Here is a 21,233-nt window from a genome sequence, read left to right as displayed (position 1 = left end):
GTAAAATTGCATAACCATTCAAACCAAAAGTCGATTGAGCCGACAACCGAATTGTTGTCATAATAGCCATGACAAAAACGCATACCTGGAGTCGCCATGCCCTCCCGCACGTTACCGCTTAACGCCATCAGCGCATTTCTGATCACCGCCCGCCACCTGAATCTGACCCATGCGGCAAAAGAGCTTTGCCTGACGCAGGGCGCGGTGAGCCGCAAAATCGCCTCGCTGGAGCAGTGGTTTGGTTTCCCGCTGTTCGAGCGTCACGCCCGCGGTTTGCACCTCTCACCGCAGGGCAGCGCCCTGCTGCCTGAACTGCAGGTGGCCTTTGAGCAACTGGCAACGGTGGCGGAAAAAGCCCGCCAGCAGCAGACGGTGGTGCGGCTGAAAGCGCCGACCTGCGCGCTTCGCTGGCTGGTGCCGCGCCTGCTACGTCTGGAGCGGACCGCGCCGGATCTGCAAATCGCCCTGACCACCACCAACGATCACACGGTGAATTTCAAAACCGAGCCGTTCGACGCGGCGATTGTGTTTGGCACCCAGCTCAGTGCCGGAGATTTCCTGTTTGAAGAGGCGCTGACCCCGGTGACGGGCGGTGATATCGCCGCGCCCGCTGATCTGAGCACGCTGACCTTTCTGCACCCTACCCGCGATAACACCGACTGGTCGCTGTGGCTGACCAGCCAGGGGATCTCCCGCGCGGTCATGAAAAAAAATCAACACTTTGACACCATGGATCTGGCGATTGGTGCCGCCATCCAGGGCTTTGGCGTGGCCATTGCCGATGAAACCCTGGTGGCGGAAGATTTACGCGCCGGACGGCTGGTGCGCCCGTTTGCCGCCAGTATCAGGACCGGCGCAAGCTACCGGCTGGTGCTGCGGGAATCGCACAGCAAAGCGGCTGGACTGGCGAGTTTCCGCGAGGTGATGCTGGCGGTTAATCCAGCGTAACGTGATGACGCATGACGCGTTTAAACAGCGCCATTCGCGCACGCATGAAACGGTTAACCAGCTTAAATCCTGCATATTTATTCAAACCGATGCGCAACAGCCGATCCTTACCGCGCACGCTTGCCGCCCAGCGTACAGGGCCGGAAAGCACCTCGCACTGGTGGGCTTTACGGGCAAAACTGGCCCAGTAATCCGCGACGTGGGCGGCAAAGGCCAGGTCATTTGCGGTGACGTACTCTTTGGCGGGTGAAATCTGCCCAAGCGTGTCAAAGACATAGGGCACTTCGTTGCCGTGCCAGGCCCCGTGCGGGTAGGTGTCGTGTTCCGCTTCTGCCACATAATCAAACCAGTAGCGCCAGCACGGTTGATTAAGACGCTGCTGCGCTTGCATGACCACGTATCCCATGGTGGTGAACGCCATGTCGCGGCACACCTGGCGTCCCAGTTCCACATCCCCTTTCACGCCGGGATAGAGCAGTTTGATCAAGCCGAGGCCAAACCGCCGCTCGCGTCGCAGCTTCTGAATTTGCCCGGCGAGATCGACGCCAAACACCGCCATCACACTCGCTTCATCGCTGTTCGAGCCGATCATGACGGGCATCGGGTGCTGACGGGCGTGGAAGAACATATCCAGCATCGGCTGCGGCAGCACCGCATCGCCGACTATCGGCGCGGGCGCAATGGTATGCGGCGCGACCAGTTTCCAGAAGGCGTCAGCGGGCAGATCGCGTAACTGTTCTGCCGTGGCGTTTTCAAGTCCGAGATGTGTTGCCACCGCCTCACCCTTCGCCAGCGCGTGTTCGCGGGCGGTATCAGGCAGCGAATAACCGCTCTGAATAATCGCTTTGTGAAACAGATCTTTTGCCAGCGGTGACACCTGCAGCGACAGCACGCTGCGTGCGCCTGCGGATTCACCAAACAGCGTGACGTTACCGGCATCGCCGCCAAAGGCGTGAATATGTTCTTTTACCCAGCGCAGCGCGGCGATCTGATCGAGCAGCGCGAAGTTATAAAACGTCTCCCCCGCTTCTGCTTCCAGCGCCGGATGGGCAAAAAAACCCAGATGACCGAGGCGATAGTTGACCGTCACAATCACCACATCCCGACGCGCCAGCGCACTGCCGTTATAGGGTGGCAGACCGCCCGCGCCGATGGTAAAGCCGCCACCGTGCAGCCAGACCATCACCGGCAGTGGTTCCGTGCGGGCGGCAGGTGACCAGATATTTAAATAGAGACAGTCTTCTGAGAAACGGCCCGGATCGCCGCCGCCCAGTTCCCGGCAGTAATCGCTGTTCTGCCAGCTTGAAGCGGAAAAGGCGTCGGCGACGTAAGGCGTGTGCGCCTTTTCTAACGGCTGCGGCGCACGCCAGCGCAGCGCGCCAACGGGGGGCTGCGCATAAGGAATGCCACGCCAGACGTGCACGTCATCTTCGGCAAGACCAATAATGTTCCCCTGGCGGGTTTGCGCCACCGGGGTGGAGGAATTTTCCATAACCCTGTTTGTTTCCTTTACCTGACAGTCTGGCAGTTATAGCAGACCGCAACGCCGTTTGCTGCGATCCTCTGCCGCCTGGTAAAGCTCAAACTCATCCAGCACCGCCGCGCCGAGCGCCTGTTCGAACGACGCCCGGCTGGCGTTACCGTGCTGACGTTGCTGGGTTTCGTTGCCCAGATTGGACTGGAAAATCCCCGCCGCGCTGACCGGGAGGAAATCTTCATAGGTGATGGGTTGCGCCATCAGCCAGCCGCGTTCAATCAGCGGCTGCGGATCGTCGCCGGGACCAAAGGACTGGCGATGCGCTTCCCCGGTCGGCGTCAGCCGATAGCGGAAATAAGCCAGTCCCTGATGGCGCAGCAGCATTTCGCTGTCGGGGAAGGCTTTAAACACCTCCTGCAAATGGAACTGGTGCGTCAGGTTATCTTTTGCGGTTCCGGCCTCAGCCAGCAGGCGGTCATACAGCGCCCGGCCTTTTGGCGTCAGGGCCACACCGCGCTGTTCGATTTCACCGAAGCGCGCGGTATGGGTTCCCTCTTCTCTGCCGGTAAAAGAGACCGCTTCTTCCAGCGCCTTAAAGCTGGTCTGACGCAGCAGGACGGGCACTTCCCGGCGCGGCGGGCCTTCGATCAATACTTTCGGTTCAATGCCATATTCCGGCATCAGCGACTGCACCTGGTCGATATCCAGCGTGCGCGGCGTTAAGTGATTAATGTGGCAGCCAGGGAAGCACACCACATCGGCAATCAGCCGGTGCTCATTGTGCAGCGCAAGATACGTCTCGTGATCGACCGTCGCATGACGGTGCCAGCGGAATGTTTCCAGCGCCTCGCGCACAAATTCACTGGCTTCGGTCTGGGTAAACCCGCCCTGTCGGGCATGAAGATCGAGCAGCGCGAGGCAGCCCGGCGTAAAAATATTGCGCTTATCAAGAATGGTGGCCGCCCGCTTGCGCAACGCCTCGTTTTCGATCAGCTCCAGCCGCAACAGCGAGGTAAACACGCGAAACGGATTTTTGCACAGCGAGGCGTCATCAACAGGCCGGAACGCGGTGGAATGCACCGGCACGCCCGCCTGAGAAAGATCGTAATAGCTGACCGGATGCATCCCCATCACCGCAAACATGCGCCGCAGCGTCGCCAGTTCCGAGGCCTTGCCCACGCGAATCGCCCCGTGGCGCTCGACGTTAAGCCGCGCCAGTTCATCGGCATTTGCCAGTTGTTCATGCAGCTTAGGGTGATGTTCCAGCACCGCCAGATTCACATCCGCTACCAGTTCCAGAAGCGTGCCGTACTGCGGCACTTCCTGTTGATACATTGCTGACATAGCCTGAGAAAAGGCTTCCCGAATGTCATCTGCCGCGACGATCTCCGCCATATTTATTAGTCTCCGGTTGATATACCTGGAGTGTAGAGAAGGCTGCCAGCACGCGCGGGAAGAATTTACAAAGTGTGATCGCGGCAAAAGAGAGAAGAACGCTGGCTTGCATAACGAAATCTTATAGAGCCGGACCCGGAATTTACTGGCGCATGGCCCACCGTCAGCGCGCGAAAAAAAGCGCCAGCCCGAAAAAGCGTTTGTAAGTCAAATGGATTAAATGTTAATAATATTTTGCTAGCAGGTTATCAATATTAAACAACTTCTCTTGTCATCCACGGCGCTCTGTTTTTAACATTACTTATGGAAAAAAATGGTCTGTTTAGTCAGCGCATCCGCTTGCGCCACCTTCATACGTTTGTCGCCGTCGCTCAACAGGGAACCCTGGGGCGCGCGGCTGAAACGCTTAACTTAAGCCAGCCTGCACTCTCAAAAACCCTGAACGAGCTGGAACAACTTACCGGAACGCGGCTTTTTGATCGCGGACGCATGGGCGCGCAACTGACGCTGGTGGGTGAACAATTTCTTACTCACGCCGTGCGTGTGCTCGATGCGCTCAATACCGCCGGGCAATCGCTTACCCGCAAAGAGGGCGCGAAGAATGATGTGGTGCGCATCGGCGCGCTACCCACCGCCGCACTGGGCATTCTGCCCGCCGTGCTCGGACATTTTCATACCCATATGCCGCACATCACCCTTCAGGTGGCGACCATGAATAACCCGATGCTGCTGGCGGGCCTGAAAACCGGCGAGCTGGATATCGGCATCGGTCGCATGTCTGACCCGGAACTGATGAGCGGGCTGAATTACGAACTGCTGTTCCTGGAATCGCTTCGTTTAGTAGTGCACCCGCGCCACCCGCTGCTGGCGGATACCGTCACCCTGAGCCGCGTGCTGGAGTGGCCGGTGGTGGTCGCCCCGGTCGGGACTGCGCCGCGCCAGCACACGGAGGCGTTACTTGCCTCGCAGGGCTGCACGCTGCCGTCGGGCTGCATTGAAACACTCTCCGCCTCGCTCTCCCGCCAGTTGACGGTGGATTATAACTACGTCTGGTTTGTGCCATCGGGTGCGGTAAAAGATGACCTGCGCCGACAGACGCTCTCCGCCCTGCCGGTTCCCGCGCTGGGTGCCGGTGAGCCTATCGGCATCATTACCCGCACCGACGCCGCCTTCTCGCCCGGCGCGCAAACCTTGCTTGCGGCAATCCGCAAATCGGTGCCGGAGTAAAGCCCCGCCGCCTGTTGCGCAATCAGTGACTTTTTTGTTAATTGTGTGATAAAAAATGGTTGTTGATTAAGGGTTGTTGTTACAGGGTATAGACTGCTGTGATGCAACCCGCTGTCAGGAAGAGCCATGAAATTCAAATCCGCGATTAAACCCTACCACGCTGCTGCCGGTGGTCTGGGGTCCCTTGAAGCCACCACCCGCTTCGTGATTGACAGCAAAAATGCCTTAAAAAACATGCGCAATTTACTGCGCATGAATAAAGCCCGTGGCTTTGACTGCCCCGGCTGCGCCTGGGGCGATGACAACAAAAGCACCTTCAGTTTTTGTGAGAACGGCGCAAAAGCCGTTACCTGGGAAGCGACCCGCCGCCAGGTTGACGCCGGATTCTTTGCGCAACACAGCGTCAGCGCTCTGCGCCAGCAAAGCGACTATTTCCTTGAATATCAGGGGCGTCTGACCGAACCCCTGCGTTACAACGTCACAACCGATCGCTATGAACCCATCGCCTGGGACGATGCGTTTGCGTTGATTGCGCAACGGATTCAGGCCATGGACAACCCGAACCAGCTTGAGCTGTACACCTCCGGGCGCGCCAGCAATGAAGCCTCGTACCTGTATCAGCTTTTTGGCCGGATGCTCGGCACCAATAACTTCCCGGACTGCTCCAATATGTGCCACGAAGCCAGCGGCACGGGGCTAAAACAGAGCATCGGCGTCGGCAAAGGCACGGTGCACCTGAATGATTTTGAGCAAGCCGATGCGATTTTCGTTTTCGGGCAAAACCCTGGCACCAATCACCCGCGAATGCTGCACAGCCTGCGTCATGCCGCCGATCGGGGTGCGCAGATTGTGACCTTCAATACCCTGCGTGAACGCGGGCTGGAGCGCTTTGCCGATCCGCAAAAACCGCTTGAAGTGGTGACGCCGATGGCGGGCACGATCAGTTCCGCCTATTACCAGCCGAATCTTGGCGGTGACATGGCGGCAGTGCGCGGAATGGCAAAAGCCCTGCTCGACACCCAGCGCCAGCGCATTGCCGCAGGCGAGCCGGGGATTTTCGATGAAGCCTTTATCAATCAGCATACCCACGGCATTGACGGCTGGTTTGCGCAAATTGACGCGACGAGCTGGCAGACCATTGAACGCCAGTCGGGTTTAAGCGAACAGCAATTGCGCGACGCCGCCCGCGTCTGGCAGCAGGCGAAACGGGTGATCTGCACCTGGGCGATGGGGATCACCCAGCATAAACACTCCGTGGCGACGGTCCGGGAGATCACCAACCTGCAACTGCTCGGCGGGCATTTAGGCAAGCCGGGCGCGGGGCTGTGCCCGGTGCGCGGTCACAGTAACGTGCAGGGTAACCGCACGATGGGGATCGACGAAAAACCGCCCGCCGCCCTGCTCGACAGCCTGGCACGGCATTTTGATTTCACCCCGCCGCGCGAGCCCGGGCACCACACGGTTGCGGCAATTGAAGCGATGCTGCGCGACGAAGTAAAAGTGCTGATTGCCCTTGGCGGCAACCTCGCCGCCGCTGCGCCCGACACGCCACGCACCTGCGAGGCACTTACGCGCTGCGGCCTGACGATATATATCAGCACCAAGCTGAACCGCAGCCATCTGATGCCCGGCGCAGAGTCGCTGATTTTGCCGACCCTTGGGCGCACGGAAGAAGATATGCAGGCCAGCGGGCGGCAGTTTATTACCGTGGAAGATTCCTTCAGCATGGTGCACGCCTCCGAAGGGATCGGGAAGCCGCTGAGTACTCAACAGCGCTCCGAAACGGCGATTGTCGCGCACATTGCGCACGCCACGCTCGGCAGCAGCAAGCTGGACTGGCTGGCGCTCGCCGATGATTACGGGCGCATTCGCGATCATATTGCCGCCACGCTGCCAGGTTTTGACAATTTCAACGCCCGCTGCGATGAGCCCGGCGGATTCTGGCTCGGTAATGCCGCTGCTGCGCTGCGCTTTTCCACGCCGTCGGGCAAAGCGGAGTTCAGCGCCGCCGCCCTGCCTGATTCCGTCTGCCCGGCGGGCGATGACGCGCCGTTTGTGCTGCAAACCCTGCGCTCGCACGATCAGTACAACACCACGATTTACGGCCTCGATGACCGTTATCGCGGCGTGTACGGTCAGCGCGATGTGCTGTTTATGCATGAGGACGATATCGCCGCGCTGGGCCTGCACGATGGGGATCGCGTGGATATTGAAACCGCCGCCACCGACGGCATTCTCCGCCGGGTGGAGAATTTCAAACTGGTGGCTTACGACATTCCGCGCGGCAATCTGGCGGCCTATTACCCGGAAACCAACCCGCTGGTGCCGCTCTCCCGCTTTGGCGACGGGACAGGCACGCCAACGTCGAAGTCGATCCCGGTGAAGGTGACAGTTGCGCAACCGCGGGTTTCTGCGCGGATAGCCTGAGTTTTCACGTTCAGCAGACCCTCACCCCGACCCTCTCCCTCAGGGAGAGGGCCAGGGTGAGGGTGTCCCTTCCCCATACTCAAATAATGCGAAATTAATTTTTAACAATTGCGCTAACCAATTTAACAGTTTTATCATACCGCCTCTTTCACCATATGGTTCATTCACTTTCATTTAACGGTTTCAAAAACCATAAATGTGAGTGCTATTACCTTCATTCAAAATATTTAACCCCAGTAAATTACCGATTTGGTTCATTTCTGGGCGAGTGTTTCAGGAGAACGTTATGGAAACAGGCAGTACGCCGCGCGGGATGATTCGTGTCCTGCAGTGGCTCCTTGCCGGGCTGATGATCCTCATCGGTCTGGCGATTGGCATTCTGGGAGGTAAGCTCGTCATCGTGGGCGGCAGTTATTACTTCCTGATCATGGGGATTGTGATGGTGTGCGCGGGGGTGCTGATCTTCCGCTCTAACGCCAGCGGCATTGCGCTCTACGGGCTGGCGTTTATCGCCTCCATCATCTGGGCCGTCAGCGATGCCGGATGGGATTTCTGGCCGCTGTTCTCCCGCCTGTTTACCTTCGGCGTGCTGGCGTTTTTAGCCGCGATCCTCTGGCCTTATCTGTTCCCTTCTGCCAGTAAAAAACCTGCGTTTGCCCTCGCGGCGATCATTGCGCTGGCGCTGCTGGTAAGCGCTGGCTGGATGTTCAAACCGCAGACGCTGGTTACCGCCAGTGAAGCTGTGCCGGTCAAACCGGTCGCCGCAGGCCAGGAACAAAAAGAGTGGAAGCACTGGGGGAATACCACCCACGGCGACCGCTTCGCCGCGCTGGATCAGATCAACAAGCAAAACGTTAATGATCTTAAAGTCGCCTGGGTCGCGCACACTGGCGACATTCCGCAGAGTAACGGTTCGGGCGCGGAAGATCAGAATACCCCGCTGCAAATCGGTGACACGCTGTTTGTCTGCACGCCGTACAGCAAAGTGCTGGCGCTGGATGTGGATACCGGTAAAGAAAAATGGCGCTATGACAGTAAAGCCACTGCCCCCAACTGGCAGCGCTGCCGGGGTTTAGGCTATTACGAGGATACTCAGGCCCAGGCCGCACCGCAGGCGCAAAGCCCGGTGGCCGCCTGCCCGCGCCGCTTGTTCCTGCCAACCACCGATGCACGTCTGGTGGCGATCAACGCCGATAACGGTCAGCTTTGCGATGATTTTGGCGATCGCGGCGTGGTGGATCTGAGCGTCGGCATGGGCGAAATCAAACCGGGTTACTACCAGCAAACCTCCACGCCATTAGTGGCGGGCAATGTGGTGGTAGTCGGCGGTCGCGTGGCGGATAACTTCTCCACTGGCGAACCGCCGGGCGTGGTGCGCGCCTATGACGTACATACCGGTAAACTGGCATGGGCCTGGGATCCGGGTAATCCGGCGCTCACCGGGCTGCCGCCGGAAGGCCAGACCTATACGCGCGGTACGCCGAACGTCTGGTCGGCGATGTCTTACGACGCGAAGCTGAACCTGATTTATCTGCCGACCGGCAACGCCACGCCGGACTTCTACGCGGGTGAGCGTACAGCGCTCGACGATAAATACAGCTCGTCGATTGTCGCGGTGGATGCTGCCAGCGGTCAGGTGCGCTGGCATTATCAGACCACGCACCACGATCTGTGGGATTTCGATTTACCGTCGCAACCGCTGCTCACCGACCTGCCGGACGGTAAAGGCGGCACCACGCCGGTGCTGGTGCAGACCAGTAAACAGGGCATGATCTTTATGCTCAACCGTGAAACCGGCGAGCCGGTGGCGAAGGTTGAAGAGCGCCCGGTTCCGGCGGGCAAGGTGAAAGGCGAGCGCTACTCTCCGACGCAGCCATATTCTGTGGGGATGCCGATGATCGGCAACCAGACGCTGACCGAATCGGACATGTGGGGTGCCACGCCGATCGATCTGCTGCTGTGCCGCATTGAGTTTAAAGCGATGCGTCATGAAGGGGTTTATACCCCGCCGGGTCTGGATCGCTCCCTGCAATTCCCCGGCTCGCTGGGCGGCATGAACTGGGGCAGCGTCTCCCTCGATCCGAACAACAGCCTGATGTTTGTTAACGATATGCGTCTGGGTCTGGCGAACTATATGGTGCCGCGCGCCAGTGTCGCGAAGAACGCCAGTGGGATCGAGATGGGCATTGTGCCGATGGACGGAACGCCGTATGGCGCGATGCGCGAGCGTTTCCTCTCACCGCTGGGTATTCCTTGCCAGAAGCCGCCGTTCGGTACGATGTCGGCGGTGGATCTGAAGTCCGGGAAGCTGGTGTGGCAGGTGCCGGTGGGGACCGTGCAGGACACGGGACCGCTGGGTATTCGTATGCATCTGCCGATCCCGATTGGGATGCCGACGCTGGGCGCTTCGCTTTCCACGCAGTCCGGTTTGTTGTTCTTCGCGGGGACGCAGGATTTCTATCTGCGCGCGTTTGATACGGCAACCGGGAAAGAGATCTGGAAATCGCGCCTGCCGGTCGGCAGCCAGTCCGGCCCGATGACCTATGTGTCACCGAAAACGGGTAAGCAGTTTATTGTGATTAATGCAGGTGGGGCGCGTCAGTCAGCGGATCGCGGTGATTATATTATTGCGTATGCGTTGCCGGATAAGGCGTAAGGCGGGGGTCACCCTCACCCTAACCCTCTCCCTGAGGGAGAGGGAATGGATTGTGCACAGACTTAACTGAGGGAGAGGGAATTTTACACCCTCACCCTAACCCTCTCCCTGAGGGATAGGGAATTCTGCCCCCTCTCCCTCAGGGAGAGGGCCGGGGTGAGGGTCATTTAACTCAACTCAGAACGTTTCCCAGTGATCGCCCGCAGGCGTTACCGCTGCCGGTTTCGGCGTAAAGCCCTTCGCGGCAACCGGTTTTTCTTCGTGCTTCTGTGACGTCTGTTGCAGGCGGAAGGTACCCACCGCTTCGGTCAGACGGGCGGCCTGCTCTTCGAGCGACGATGCCGCGGCTGAAGCCTCTTCCACCAGCGAGGCGTTTTGCTGGGTCACGTTATCCATCTCGGTGATGGCCTGGCTCACCTGCTCAATGCCCTTACTCTGCTCGTCAGACGCCGCGGCGATCTCCAGCATAATGTCGGTCACGCGTTTAACCGCATCCACGATGTCGCCCATGGTATTCCCGGCGGCGACCACTTCACCCGAACCGCGCTCGATAAGCGTCACGGATTCGCTGATCAGCGCTTCGATCTCTTTCGCTGCCTGCGCACTGCGGCTGGCAAGCGTACGCACTTCGCTGGCAACCACCGCAAATCCACGGCCCTGCTCGCCTGCGCGCGCAGCTTCTACGGCGGCGTTCAGCGCCAGGATGTTGGTCTGGAACGCGATGCTGTTAATGACCGCTGTGATCTCAGAGATTTTCTTCGAGCTGGCCGTGATGTTGCCCATCGTCTGCACCACGCCGGAGACGATTTGCCCGCCTTTGGTGGCTTTGCCGGAAGCGTCGCCCGCCAGCTTGCTGGCATGATGCGCGTTGTCGGCGTTCTGTTTCACGGTCGCGGTTAACTGCTCCATGCTGGCGGCTGTTTGCTCAATCGCCGCAGCCTGCTGTTCGGTACGGGAAGATAAATCGGTGTTACCGGCTGAGATTTCGCTGGTACCACGATAAATCTCTTCTGCGCCCTGGCGTACCGTGCCCACGGTTTGCACCAGCGCACGCTGCATGTTTTGCAGATGACGCGACAGCACGCCGATTTCGCTGCGTCCGGTCGCTTCTTCAGGCAGCGTTAAATCGCCTTTTGAAATGTGTTCAATGCGTTTTGCAGCATGTTGCAGCGGCTGGATCACCGTGCGGCGCAGAACGATAAAGGTGATGAGGGTTAATACCAACGCGATGATAAACGCGCCTGCCATAAACATTAGCCCAAGCTGTGTACGGCTGTGCGCCAGATCGCTCAGGGTGTTTGCCCGCTCGGTGCGGATCTGGATGGCTTTGAGCAGGACCTCGTTGTAAGCGGTATCGAGCGGTCGTGCCTGCTCGTTTTCATGGTTGATGATGGCTTCGAACATGCCGTTTTTGGCATATTTGAGCATCGGTTGCAGCCCGTCGATATAAGCTTTGAAGCGGGCATTCAGTTCGCCATCAATCGCTTCGTCTGCCGCAGTTTTCACACTGCGCTGCATGTAAGCGTTAAATCCGTCCTGCGATTGTTTAATGCGTTTTTCAGCTTCCTGGATGTTCATTTTCATGTCATCCATTTCGGCAATACGGCTCGCCGCACCAGCATGGATCATGTTGATTCGCGCAGTTCGTAGGTGGTTAGAACTGTTCGATAATCCCATTCGTACCTGAATTTCTTCTGTCACATCGCGCTGATCGTGGTCTGCCTGTATCAGGAAGTATCCCGCAAGCCCTGCGCTCAGTGCAAAAAGCAGCAAAATGCCGCTAAGAATCGCAGAAAACAAGGGAACTAACCGGATATGGTGTAAAAAACCCACGGGTTGCGGTCTGTTTATAGCTGCTGTGTTATCCATGGCTATCGACTCTCTTATAGGAAAGATGCGTAAAACACGCCTGTAAAAAGAGTCATCGGCAAATCAGCATTTTATCTTATAGCTAAAATCGCCAGCCAGATCACAAATCTGAAACAATCAGAAGAGAGCCAGCGGTAAAACCGCTGGCAGAGGCATTAGTTATCGCCGAAATGGATAACGGTGCGGATAGATTTGCCTTCGTGCATCAGATCGAATGCTTCGTTGATCTGATCGAGCGGCAGGCGGTGGGTAATGAACGGATCAAGCTGGATTTTGCCTGACATCGCATCTTCAACCATGCCCGGCAGTTGGGTACGGCCTTTCACGCCGCCAAACGCAGAACCGCGCCAGACGCGACCGGTCACCAACTGGAACGGACGGGTTTTGATTTCCTGGCCCGCGCCCGCCACGCCGATGATGACGCTCTCGCCCCATCCTTTGTGGCAGCATTCCAGCGCCGCGCGCATCACGTTCACGTTGCCGATGCACTCGAAGCTGTACTCCACGCCGCCGTCGGTCATTTCAACAATCACATCCTGAACCGGTTTGTCGTAATCGTTCGGGTTGATGAAGTCGGTTGCACCCATTTCGGCTGCCAGCTTGAATTTTTCCGGGTTGGTATCGACCGCCAGAATGCGGCCTGCTTTTGCCTGCACAGCGCCCTGGATGACCGCCAGACCAATGCCGCCAAGCCCGAACACCGCAACGTTGTCACCCTCTTTTACCTTCGCCGTGTTGTGCACCGCGCCGATACCGGTGGTGACACCACAGCCCAGCAGACAGACTTTATCCAGCGGGGCCTGCGGGTTAACTTTCGCCAGCGAGATTTCAGCTACAACGGTGTATTCACTGAAGGTGCTGGTGCCCATATAGTGATAGATCGGCTCGCCATTGTAGGAGAAGCGCGTGGTGCCATCCGGCATCAGGCCTTTACCCTGGGTGGTGCGAACGGCCTGGCACAGGTTAGTTTTGCCGGATTTACAGAACTTACACTCGCGACACTCGGCGGTGTACAGCGGGATCACATGATCGCCCGGTTGCAGGCTGGTAACGCCCTCGCCCACTTCAACAACGATACCGCCGCCTTCGTGACCGAGCACCGCCGGGAATACGCCTTCCGGATCATCACCTGACAGGGTGAACGCATCGGTATGGCACACGCCGGTGTGGGTAATTTTTACCAGCACTTCGCCTTTTTTCGGCGGTGCGACATCAATTTCAACGATCTTTAAAGGCTGACCTGGCCCAAAAGCAACGGCTGCACGTGATTTCATAGAGTCTCTTCCCTTACTGGAACGGTAATGATTATTTTAGATAAGAGCGCAAAAGATGGCCGACTTCCGCCATCCTGACTGCACGTTGATCCGGCGTGGTATCGCCGGTAACCAGCTCATCTTTGAGGTGAATTTCGACCATTTCGCCCATCAGACCATTCGCCGCACCGCGTACGGCGGCGATCTGCTGCAAAATGGCCAGGCACGGTTCGCCGGATTCCAGCGCACGCTCAAGCGCATCAACCTGGCCGCGTATGCGACGAACGCGGGTGAGGATGCGCTTTTTATCTGCAGGTGAATGTGGCATACGCCCTCCTGTATACTGTAGGGGGGTATAGTAACAGAATTTCTAAACTATTGTGAAATTTCTCTTTTGTTACCTGGCAATATGTACGTTTAACGACGATTTGATCGCGTTGCCAGGAAAACCACTGCTGCTCCGATAGCCACGATGAGCGTATCTTCAATCAGGCCGCTTCTGGTCTGCCCTATCTCTTCTATGGCCTTTTTGCGTGCCGCAAGCGATGCATAGGCAAGTGGTACAGCGGTAGAGACAGCAATCGCGGCCCCGGCTTTTTCTTTTCCGCTGGGAGCCAGCGCAGCACCCGCAATCCCTGCACTGGCCACGCGTGCAGTCAGCCCCAAAAATACGGTGCGGTCCGGCGCTGACTTCATCTTGTCGCCAAAAAGTTCACCTACACCCATCGCCAACGCGCCGTATTTGAATAGCGGACGGTCCAGCAGTAAAATACGGCCCGGTGTGTCGCGTCTGGCAATACGTGCTGCAGCGATGGCCGCCATTGGCGTCATGGAACGGCAACTGGCGACAAGGCCAATCAGGGCGGAATAAACAAAACTGGTTATTTTCATTCTTTATCTCCCGGATGAATAAAGGGTTTTTACTTCTTTACGCGTTCTTAGGGGGGACAGGTCATTAACGTTGCGTGACCTCGTATGCAAATGATCGCTGCAATAGTCAGTCAGTATAGATGAAGGGCTTAAGACAGCCGCCATGAGGGAGTGGGAAGCAGAAGAACGGGTGCCGAACGTCCGCTTCAACTCAAAGCGGACATGTTTTAAAGCCACTATCAGGGCGAATTCTGCGTACCTGACTTCCTAAACCTGCGTCAGCCCGCCATCCACACAGATTTCTGCGCCAGCTATATAGCTGCTTTCGTCACTCGCCAGAAATAATGCCGCATTAGCCACTTCTTCCGGTTTACCCATCCTTGATAACGGAATGGCGCTGATTATCCCGTTACGCAGCTCTTCGGAAGCAGCCTGCATCATATCCGTATCGACAGGACCCGGGGCGACCACATTTATGCGAATCCCCCTGGCGGCAAGCTCACCGGTCCACGTGCGGGCAAAGGAACGCAATGCCGCTTTACTCGCGCCATATACGCCATATCCGCGGGTACCAATGACATCGGCAACCGAACCGATCAACACGACACTCGCCCCCTCTTTCATCAGGGGAAGTGCTGCCTGAAGAGCAAATAACGGGGAGCGCACATTCAGGCTGAAAATAGAATCAAAATGCGCCGGGGTGACGTCATCAATAGTCGCGTATTCCGCCATGCCCGCGTTGATGACCAGAACATCTATCTGAGCGGACTCAGCTTTAATGACGTCAACGATACGGGTCAGTTCGCTTATCTGGCTGACATCAGCACGTAGCGGCCTGGCGTTGCCATTAATTGTCTGGCTGGCTGTTTCTAAATCCTCATTTCGGCGCGAGGTGAACCAGGTGGTTGCCCCTTCACGGGCAAATCGCTGGCTGATAGCAAGACCAATACCTTTTGCGCCGCCCAGGATCAGGGCCACTTTATTCTCTAACCTTTGCATCTGCTAACTCCTGTTGGGATGGAAAACAGATGATATAATTTTTATACTTAATAACAATTACGCACTTTGTTTATACCAGGTATCGCGGAGTATATCGCCATGCATAAGATTGATTGTAATAGCCTGAAAGAAGTAGGAAAAACCCGGCCTGTCCTTGAGCACATCACCAATAAATGGTCAATTTTAATACTCACCGTTCTGTGCAGTGAACCCGCACGCTTTAACGAACTCCGTCGCCGTCTGGATGGGATCACACACAAGGCCTTGTCTGACGCGCTTAAGCGGCTTGAGCGCAATGGGCTGGTGCATCGGAAGGTGCTGCCTACTTCGCCCGTGAGTGTGGAATACAGCCTGACCGCACTGGCAAAGACGCTACAGGAACCGTTTAGTGCGCTGTATGAATGGGCGCTCAGGCACGGGCCTGAGGTGAGCCAGGCTCAACTGGAATATGATTCCCGGCATACCGAAGAAGTGTGCTGAATTTTTCTATACTTATGCGCGTCTGTCAGGCACTCAGCAGAAAGCTGCCGGACAAGGTGACTGATTTTTTAAGCGATCTGATAACGTCAGGTTGTTGGCAGAAAATAAGGAGAAAGCATGCCTTTTTTATTTGGTGAGTTATCTGGCGCTCCGGCATGGGTGCCTGCTGTATTGCTCGTCACAATCTCCCTCGCGGTGGGTTTTCTCGCGAGATTTATACTTCTGCTATTCATTCGTTACTGGCAGAGTCGTGACAGAAAGCTCTTTAAATCACTTGAGAAACACCTTCGCGGATCGATGTTTCTGTTCATTCCCCTGCTGTTCATACGCGTAGGGATTAATTATGTCCACATCCAGCCTGAATCGCTTGGCTTTATCAGGACGACAACGAATATCTTTATTATCCTGTCATTTTGTTCAGTGCTGGTCCGACTGATTAACGTTGCTCAGGATATGCTTTTTATCCGTTATGACATTAATATCTCGAATAATCTTCGTGCCAGGAAAATTCGCACGCAGATAATGTATGTTAAGAAAGTCGCTATTGTCATACTCGTGCTGCTCTGTCTTTCTATGATTTTACTCAGCTTCCCTGCCGCCCGAAAATTTAGTACGACCATTCTGGCCGGTGCCGGGGTTGCCGGATTGATCATTGGTTTTGCGCTGCAAAAGTCGCTTGTCAATTTGTTCGCCGGAATTCAGATCGCCTTTACGCAGCCAATAAAAATTGATGATGCGGTGGTGGTTGAAAAAGAATGGGGCTGGATTGAGGAAATAAACCTGACGTATGTTGTGGTGCGTCTCTGGGATCTGCGTCGGCTGGTGTTGCCAATTACCTACTTTACCGAAAATCCCTTTCAGAACTGGACCCGAAATAATGCGCAAATTTTAGGTTCTGTTTTTCTTTACCTTGATTACTCCATGCCCTTACAGCCTCTGCGCCAGCACTTTGAAAAAGTACTCAATGAGACAAAGCTCTGGGATAAAGAAACTCAGGTGCTTCAGGTTACCGAAACGACTGAAAAAACCATGACCATCAGACTATTGATGACCGCCCAGAATTCACCGACGGCTTTTGATTTACGCTGTCATGTGCGGGAAAAAATGATTGAGTTTATTCAGCAGAATTACCCGCAGAGCCTACCTCATGTCCGGGCGACACTGACCGCTTCCGTAGCCTCAGAGAGCGAGTAATTATTTTCCGCATTCGTTCCTTGCTCGTAAAAACTAAAGGCCCTGCTTTGCAGGGCCGATTCAAGTGAATTCTTTTGTGCATGCTCAACAGGTTTATGGCTGAAAAAATGAGTGCCACAAAAGCCTGGTTTGTCAGGAAGATTTATCTCAGCAATCCCATCCAAGCTGCTCGCGAATCGCTTTACGATAAGGCGTTTCAAACTCGGCTGGCACCCGCCGGATATAATCCTGCGCATGTTCAAGCGTTTCGCCTTCAAGTGTTCGAAGATACTCCAGCGCATCGTCTACGCAGGGAATACGTCCCTCAAGGCCTTCAAGTCGTGGCGGCAATGCCGTCCAGATCACCGCATCCAGTCCCTTTTCTGCCATCCATTGGGCCAGATCGCCTGTTGGATTGCCTCGAAGTATCAGTACACCAATGCCATCTTCACGCGATGCCGGAATTTGCTCGCGCTCGCGCAGCGCCAGAATCGCCTGTTGCAGCGTTTCGACGTTGAGTAAAGCCCAGTACACCTGCACGGCCGGAGCATTTATACACACCGCCGTCGCCAGTTCGCCGCCATCACCCACGCGGGAAAACTCAATCGGCATATCAGGGCCATCCCGATGCCAGTCCCCGGCCAGCGGCAGTTGTTGTGGTTTCCAGATTAACGATCCCCAGCCAAGACATGCAATTTTCACTTATCCGCACCCTTCTTATTTCTGCCGTTATCATGTTTAGCAATTGAAAGTGCTAACCGATATCGCCTCGCTTAGCACTTTAATCTTAGGATGCGCAGTCAAAAGCGCCAGGGAACGTTATCGCCGGTTGAGAAAGGGATTAACCATTATTGGCTTCACGCCACTGTTTAATCATGTCATCGGTAACTTCATCTTTATAGCAAATGGGCGCGTAGCCTCCGGCCTTACTCCAGGCGCTGCGCTTACCGCACGAACTCCCGTTGCGCGCACGGTTAAATGGACAGGCACAGGTCCCCGGATACTCAGCAATAGACTCCTGAATAATCCTTTCTTTAATTTGTGCGTCGGAAAGCGAACTGCTTTCTGCAAACGCAATGTCCGCTGTAAAAAAACTCGCCCCTGTTATTAAAACCAGTAATAACGTTTTTATTTTCATTGTAATAACTCCGTATGTGAATGGAGTCGGTAAAATAGATCTGAAATTTCTTTCGCTTATTGATTGAAAACAACACTCATCATGAATGCTTCCAGTCTTTAATTTGAATGAGTGCAGTCAAATAACGCGAAAAAATAATAAACGGCGCAAAGAATAAGGAAAATATATTCTTTGCGCCGTTTAGGGTTAACGCTTAAGCGGCAGTCCTGCCGTTTCTTTCGCGCGCATTACGGTCAGGAAGGTAATCAGCGCCGCGCCCATCACGTAGAACGCCGGGGAGAAGGGATTGCCGGTTGAGGTAATAAGCCAGACTGAAAACCACGGCGTGATGCCGCCAAAAAAGGCGACGGCAAAGTTATAGGCAATTGATAAACCGCCGTAGCGGATGCTGGTCGGAAAAAGTTCCGCCATCGCCGCGCTGCATGCGCCGTCAAACGCCGCGATAAACGCGCCGAGCATCAGCATCGCCAGAATCGCTGAGAGCATATCGCCGTTAGCCATCACCATCATCGCCGGGTAGCTGAACAGAATAAATCCGCCGCAGCCCGCCAGCATCAGCGGTTTGCGCCCAAATTTATCCGACAGCAGCCCCATGAACGGCACCATCACCGCAATCGCAAACAGACCAATGGTGGTAATCGCGTAGGCGTGAAGTTTTGAGAAATGCATCTGTGTGGATAAATAACTGGGCATAAAAGTTTGCAGCGTCCAGTGGCCCACGGCTTTGATCACTACAAAGCCGACGCAGAACAACAGCGCGCGCCAGGCGGTGGTGACGGCAGCGCGCAGCGGTTGCGCCTGCGTCTGTCCCTGCTTCGCCGCGGCGAGAAACTCCGGGGAATCCTCCAGATGTTTACGCAGGTAGAGCCCCACCCAACCCAGCGGCCCGGCGATCAGGAACGGAATGCGCCAGCCCCAGTCGTTCATCGCCCCTTCGCCGAGCAGCGCGGTGAGTAAAAACACCAGCCCGGAACCGGCCACGAACGCCATAAAACCAAAGTTATCGATCCAGCAGGTAAAGAAACCGCGCCGGGCGACGGGCGCGTATTCCGCCAGAAATGTCGTTGCGCCGGAGCTTTCTCCCCCCGCCGCAAATCCCTGCACCAGACGGGTGATCACCAGCAGCACCGTCGCGGTAATGCCCACCTGGTGATAGGTCGGCAGCAGCCCCATCACAAAGGTGGCCCCGGAGGTGAGCAAAATCACCGTGGCGAGGATCTTCTGCCTGCCCACCCGGTCGCCCAGTGAACCAAAATAGAGGCCGCCCAGCGGACGCATAATAAAGCCCGCGCCAAACACCGCAAACGATGAGAGCAGTGCCACAGCCGGATCGCCCGTCTGAAAGAACTGCAAGCCGATAATCGCCGCAAGCGTGCCGTACAAACCAAAATCAAACCATTCAACAAAATGGCCAACCCCGGTCGCCAGTAAAACTTTGCGTAGTTTTCGCGAATTCGCCGTTTCTTCCTGCATATCCACCTGCGTAAAAGATTGCTCAACTGGCTGCGTCATACCCCCTCCTGGACCCATACTGTTTCTATAATAGATATACTCTCTACTCTTTCTGACGGATTTATGCTCAGCCAGGAGCGATAAAATGTGAGCTACAACCGGGAAAGGCGATAAAAAACGCGCCGCGATCACATTTCCCGGACTGATGAATACAAAAAAAGCCCCGCCGGAGCGGGGCCAGTAAGTCGTCGCTGATTAGCGGCGCTTGTATGGCAACATACGACGTAACGTGTTGTCTTTCCAGAAATAATGGTGCATCAGCGCCGCAAGCGTATGCAGACCGACCACGTAATAGCTTACCGTAGCGAGCGTGACATGATAATCCTTAAGAATATCAACGAGGTCAAAATCCGCTTCCACCGCGTGTGGCATGATGATGCCGAAGGCAATCCAGTTGTTGCCGCGGAACCACATCATCAGCAGGCCGATGATCGGCAGCGCGATAAACAGCAGATAAATCACCAGATGGCCAAGATGCGCAAGCCCGGTGAGCATCGGTTTAGGCTTAGGCACGATAGCCGGTGACGGCGTTTTCAGGCGCAGCAGCAGACGTGTCACCATCAGCACCAGAATCGTGATGCCGCAGGAGACATGGACGATATTAAAGTAAGGCCGGAGGTTGCGTGGCGCGTATCCGCGAAACTCCATGGAGCACCAGGTGAAAATCACCAACAAAAACACCAGCCAGTGGATGGTAATTTGTAAGCCTGAATAGTTGCTGCGCATGCATTTTCCTGAAACAAAACAGTGAGAAGAAAAACATACCTGGCTTTAATTAAAAATTCATTAACTTTTCAGAATCCCTTTACACGTAACGGAGAACCGCATGAAGACATTGAGTCATTCTGACCTGCTACAGCGTATGGAAGAGGCGGTCGCGCGCGCCGTGACCTTTCCCGTCTGGCCGACGGGAGAAGCGCCGGGTGCCGCCGTCAGCCCGGTGACGTTTCATCTTGAGGAAAATCACACCGGGCCGAGCGCCTTTGACCGCTCGGTGACCGGCGTGCGGGGAGCGCAAATCACCGTTTATGCCCCGGAAAAACCCAACGGCGTGGGGATCCTTGTCACCCCCGGCGGCTCCTATCGCCGGGTGGTGCTCGATAAAGAAGGCAGCGCCCTCGCCCCGTTCTTTAATGCGCGCGGCTATACGCTGTTTGTGATGACCTACCGGATGCCCGGCGACGGTCACGCGGAAGGGGCCAATGCGCCGCTGGCAGATGTGCAGCGCGCCATGCGCCTGCTTCGCGCCAGAGCAAACGAATGGCATCTGGATGCTAAAAAACTCGGCGTGATGGGCTTTTCCGCAGGCGGGCATGTTGCAGCAAGCCTGGGCACCCGCTACGACGAAGCGGTTTATACCGCGATTGATGACGCCGATAACCAGAGCGCCCGCCCTGCTTTTATGGCGCTGGTCTATCCGGTGATCACCATGCACAAAGAGATCGACCATCCGGGTTCGCGGCATGAACTGATTGGCGACACGCCGACGGCTGAACAAATTCACCATTATTCTCTGGAAGAGCGGGTAAGCGCCGATACGCCGCCGACGTTTTTACTGCACGCGGTGGATGACCCGGCGGTGAAAGTGGAGAACAGCGTGGTGATGTTTAGTGCCTTGCGCAAACTCGGTGTGCCGGTGGAGATGCATCTGTTCGAGCAGGGCCAGCACGGGTTTGGCATCCGCGATGCGCTGGGGCTGCCAGTGGCGTTGTGGCCGGAGCTGATGATGGAGTGGATTGGGACGAAGGTGTGATTCACCCTCACCCCGGCCCTTTTCCTCAGGGAGAGGAGGAACACCAACCCTCACCC

Annotated in this window: 18 protein-coding genes; 7 read left to right on the top strand and 11 right to left on the bottom strand. The window is 56.1% G+C overall.

What is annotated here, in order from left to right; genetic code table 11:
- The first annotated feature begins 96 nt into the window (after nucleotides 1-96).
- Nucleotides 97-948 carry a LysR substrate-binding domain-containing protein gene (locus BM373_RS09275; RefSeq protein ID WP_090461154.1) on the top strand — a complete coding sequence of 284 codons (852 nt, stop codon included), beginning with the start codon at nucleotides 97-99 and terminating at the stop codon, nucleotides 946-948.
- Here the strand turns inward: BM373_RS09275 and BM373_RS09270 are convergent.
- Together BM373_RS09270 and BM373_RS09265 are read right to left on the bottom strand one after the other, a co-directional pair.
- Complete coding sequence (locus BM373_RS09270) at nucleotides 935-2,440, bottom strand: carboxylesterase/lipase family protein (protein WP_090461153.1); 1,506 nt, start codon at nucleotides 2,438-2,440, stop codon at nucleotides 935-937. The two genes, BM373_RS09275 and BM373_RS09270, sit on opposite strands and share 14 nt — an antisense overlap.
- A 36-nt stretch (nucleotides 2,441-2,476) precedes the next feature.
- Entirely contained in the window at nucleotides 2,477-3,820 is a 1,344-nt protein-coding gene (locus tag BM373_RS09265) for a 2-oxoadipate dioxygenase/decarboxylase HglS (RefSeq protein WP_090461152.1), read from the bottom strand.
- 303 nt (nucleotides 3,821-4,123) lie between these two features.
- Here BM373_RS09265 and BM373_RS09260 point away from each other — a divergent pair, with 303 nt between their 5' ends.
- The 3 genes from BM373_RS09260 (at nucleotide 4,124) to BM373_RS09250 (ending at nucleotide 10,130) form a co-directional block, all read left to right on the top strand.
- A complete protein-coding gene (locus BM373_RS09260) occupies nucleotides 4,124-5,047 on the top strand; it encodes a LysR substrate-binding domain-containing protein (protein ID WP_090461151.1) in 924 nt (307 codons plus the stop codon).
- Nucleotides 5,048-5,173: 126 nt separating this feature from the next.
- Nucleotides 5,174-7,474, top strand: coding sequence for an FdhF/YdeP family oxidoreductase (locus BM373_RS09255; RefSeq protein ID WP_090461150.1), 2,301 nt, complete (start codon nucleotides 5,174-5,176; stop codon nucleotides 7,472-7,474).
- 286 nt (nucleotides 7,475-7,760) lie between these two features.
- Complete coding sequence (locus BM373_RS09250; protein ID WP_090461149.1) at nucleotides 7,761-10,130, top strand: membrane-bound PQQ-dependent dehydrogenase, glucose/quinate/shikimate family; 2,370 nt, start codon at nucleotides 7,761-7,763, stop codon at nucleotides 10,128-10,130.
- Nucleotides 10,131-10,307: 177 nt separating this feature from the next.
- Here the strand turns inward: BM373_RS09250 and BM373_RS09245 are convergent, their stop codons facing one another.
- From BM373_RS09245 to BM373_RS09225, 5 genes are all read right to left on the bottom strand, one after another.
- The gene (locus BM373_RS09245; protein ID WP_090461148.1) at nucleotides 10,308-11,999 is read right to left on the bottom strand and encodes a methyl-accepting chemotaxis protein; all 1,692 of its coding nucleotides are present in this window, start codon (nucleotides 11,997-11,999) and stop codon (nucleotides 10,308-10,310) included.
- Nucleotides 12,000-12,154: 155 nt separating this feature from the next.
- Nucleotides 12,155-13,273 (bottom strand): S-(hydroxymethyl)glutathione dehydrogenase/class III alcohol dehydrogenase, encoded by a 1,119-nt coding sequence (locus BM373_RS09240; protein ID WP_090461147.1) that lies wholly within the window; start codon nucleotides 13,271-13,273, stop codon nucleotides 12,155-12,157.
- 31 nt (nucleotides 13,274-13,304) lie between these two features.
- Complete coding sequence (locus BM373_RS09235; RefSeq protein WP_090461146.1) at nucleotides 13,305-13,580, bottom strand: metal/formaldehyde-sensitive transcriptional repressor; 276 nt, start codon at nucleotides 13,578-13,580, stop codon at nucleotides 13,305-13,307.
- A gap of 89 nt (nucleotides 13,581-13,669) precedes the next feature.
- Entirely contained in the window at nucleotides 13,670-14,143 is a 474-nt protein-coding gene (locus tag BM373_RS09230; RefSeq protein ID WP_090461145.1) for a hypothetical protein, read from the bottom strand.
- 246 nt (nucleotides 14,144-14,389) lie between these two features.
- Nucleotides 14,390-15,121, bottom strand: coding sequence for an SDR family NAD(P)-dependent oxidoreductase (locus BM373_RS09225; RefSeq protein WP_090461144.1), 732 nt, complete (start codon nucleotides 15,119-15,121; stop codon nucleotides 14,390-14,392).
- 99 nt (nucleotides 15,122-15,220) lie between these two features.
- On the opposite strand from BM373_RS09225, the gene BM373_RS09220 reads away from it, so the two are divergent.
- The gene (locus tag BM373_RS09220) at nucleotides 15,221-15,601 is read left to right on the top strand and encodes a winged helix-turn-helix transcriptional regulator (RefSeq protein WP_090461143.1); all 381 of its coding nucleotides are present in this window, start codon (nucleotides 15,221-15,223) and stop codon (nucleotides 15,599-15,601) included.
- A gap of 117 nt (nucleotides 15,602-15,718) precedes the next feature.
- Nucleotides 15,719-16,795 (top strand): mechanosensitive ion channel family protein, encoded by a 1,077-nt coding sequence (locus BM373_RS09215; protein WP_090461142.1) that lies wholly within the window; start codon nucleotides 15,719-15,721, stop codon nucleotides 16,793-16,795.
- 147 nt (nucleotides 16,796-16,942) lie between these two features.
- Here BM373_RS09215 and BM373_RS09210 read toward each other — a convergent pair whose 3' ends face one another.
- The 4 genes from BM373_RS09210 to cybB all read right to left on the bottom strand — a co-directional run bounded on the left by BM373_RS09210 (nucleotide 16,943) and on the right by cybB (nucleotide 20,150).
- Nucleotides 16,943-17,476 (bottom strand): hypothetical protein, encoded by a 534-nt coding sequence (locus BM373_RS09210; RefSeq protein WP_090461141.1) that lies wholly within the window; start codon nucleotides 17,474-17,476, stop codon nucleotides 16,943-16,945.
- 139 nt (nucleotides 17,477-17,615) lie between these two features.
- Nucleotides 17,616-17,912, bottom strand: a complete 297-nt coding sequence (locus BM373_RS09205) for a hypothetical protein (RefSeq protein WP_090461140.1) — start codon at nucleotides 17,910-17,912, stop codon at nucleotides 17,616-17,618.
- A 186-nt stretch (nucleotides 17,913-18,098) separates the two neighbouring features.
- The gene (locus tag BM373_RS09200; RefSeq protein WP_090461139.1) at nucleotides 18,099-19,424 is read right to left on the bottom strand and encodes an MFS transporter; all 1,326 of its coding nucleotides are present in this window, start codon (nucleotides 19,422-19,424) and stop codon (nucleotides 18,099-18,101) included.
- Between the two features lie 195 nt (nucleotides 19,425-19,619).
- On the bottom strand, nucleotides 19,620-20,150 hold the full coding sequence (cybB, locus tag BM373_RS09195; RefSeq protein WP_090461138.1) for a cytochrome b561: 531 nt from the start codon (nucleotides 20,148-20,150) through the stop codon (nucleotides 19,620-19,622).
- 100 nt (nucleotides 20,151-20,250) lie between these two features.
- Between cybB and BM373_RS09190 the strand changes: the two genes are divergently transcribed.
- Nucleotides 20,251-21,177 carry an alpha/beta hydrolase gene (locus BM373_RS09190; protein WP_090461137.1) on the top strand — a complete coding sequence of 309 codons (927 nt, stop codon included), beginning with the start codon at nucleotides 20,251-20,253 and terminating at the stop codon, nucleotides 21,175-21,177.
- Nucleotides 21,178-21,233 lie beyond the last annotated feature (56 nt).

The sequence above is a fragment of the Enterobacter sp. kpr-6 genome, from assembly GCF_900116015.1.
In the GTDB taxonomy this organism is placed as follows: domain Bacteria; phylum Pseudomonadota; class Gammaproteobacteria; order Enterobacterales; family Enterobacteriaceae; genus Enterobacter_D.
Note: the sequence above shows the minus strand (reverse complement) of the source record. Positions and strands in the feature narration are given on the sequence as shown.

Coding starts and splice junctions, on each gene's coding strand:
- BM373_RS09275 (WP_090461154.1), top strand. CDS start 97: ATGCCCTCCCGCACGTTACCGCTTAACGCCATCAGCGCATTTCTGATC.
- BM373_RS09270 (WP_090461153.1), bottom strand. CDS start 2,440: ATGGAAAATTCCTCCACCCCGGTGGCGCAAACCCGCCAGGGGAACATT.
- BM373_RS09265 (WP_090461152.1), bottom strand. CDS start 3,820: ATGGCGGAGATCGTCGCGGCAGATGACATTCGGGAAGCCTTTTCTCAG.
- BM373_RS09260 (WP_090461151.1), top strand. CDS start 4,124: ATGGAAAAAAATGGTCTGTTTAGTCAGCGCATCCGCTTGCGCCACCTT.
- BM373_RS09255 (WP_090461150.1), top strand. CDS start 5,174: ATGAAATTCAAATCCGCGATTAAACCCTACCACGCTGCTGCCGGTGGT.
- BM373_RS09250 (WP_090461149.1), top strand. CDS start 7,761: ATGGAAACAGGCAGTACGCCGCGCGGGATGATTCGTGTCCTGCAGTGG.
- BM373_RS09245 (WP_090461148.1), bottom strand. CDS start 11,999: ATGGATAACACAGCAGCTATAAACAGACCGCAACCCGTGGGTTTTTTA.
- BM373_RS09240 (WP_090461147.1), bottom strand. CDS start 13,273: ATGAAATCACGTGCAGCCGTTGCTTTTGGGCCAGGTCAGCCTTTAAAG.
- BM373_RS09235 (WP_090461146.1), bottom strand. CDS start 13,580: ATGCCACATTCACCTGCAGATAAAAAGCGCATCCTCACCCGCGTTCGT.
- BM373_RS09230 (WP_090461145.1), bottom strand. CDS start 14,143: ATGAAAATAACCAGTTTTGTTTATTCCGCCCTGATTGGCCTTGTCGCC.
- BM373_RS09225 (WP_090461144.1), bottom strand. CDS start 15,121: ATGCAAAGGTTAGAGAATAAAGTGGCCCTGATCCTGGGCGGCGCAAAA.
- BM373_RS09220 (WP_090461143.1), top strand. CDS start 15,221: ATGCATAAGATTGATTGTAATAGCCTGAAAGAAGTAGGAAAAACCCGG.
- BM373_RS09215 (WP_090461142.1), top strand. CDS start 15,719: ATGCCTTTTTTATTTGGTGAGTTATCTGGCGCTCCGGCATGGGTGCCT.
- BM373_RS09205 (WP_090461140.1), bottom strand. CDS start 17,912: ATGAAAATAAAAACGTTATTACTGGTTTTAATAACAGGGGCGAGTTTT.
- BM373_RS09200 (WP_090461139.1), bottom strand. CDS start 19,424: ATGACGCAGCCAGTTGAGCAATCTTTTACGCAGGTGGATATGCAGGAA.
- cybB (WP_090461138.1), bottom strand. CDS start 20,150: ATGCGCAGCAACTATTCAGGCTTACAAATTACCATCCACTGGCTGGTG.
- BM373_RS09190 (WP_090461137.1), top strand. CDS start 20,251: ATGAAGACATTGAGTCATTCTGACCTGCTACAGCGTATGGAAGAGGCG.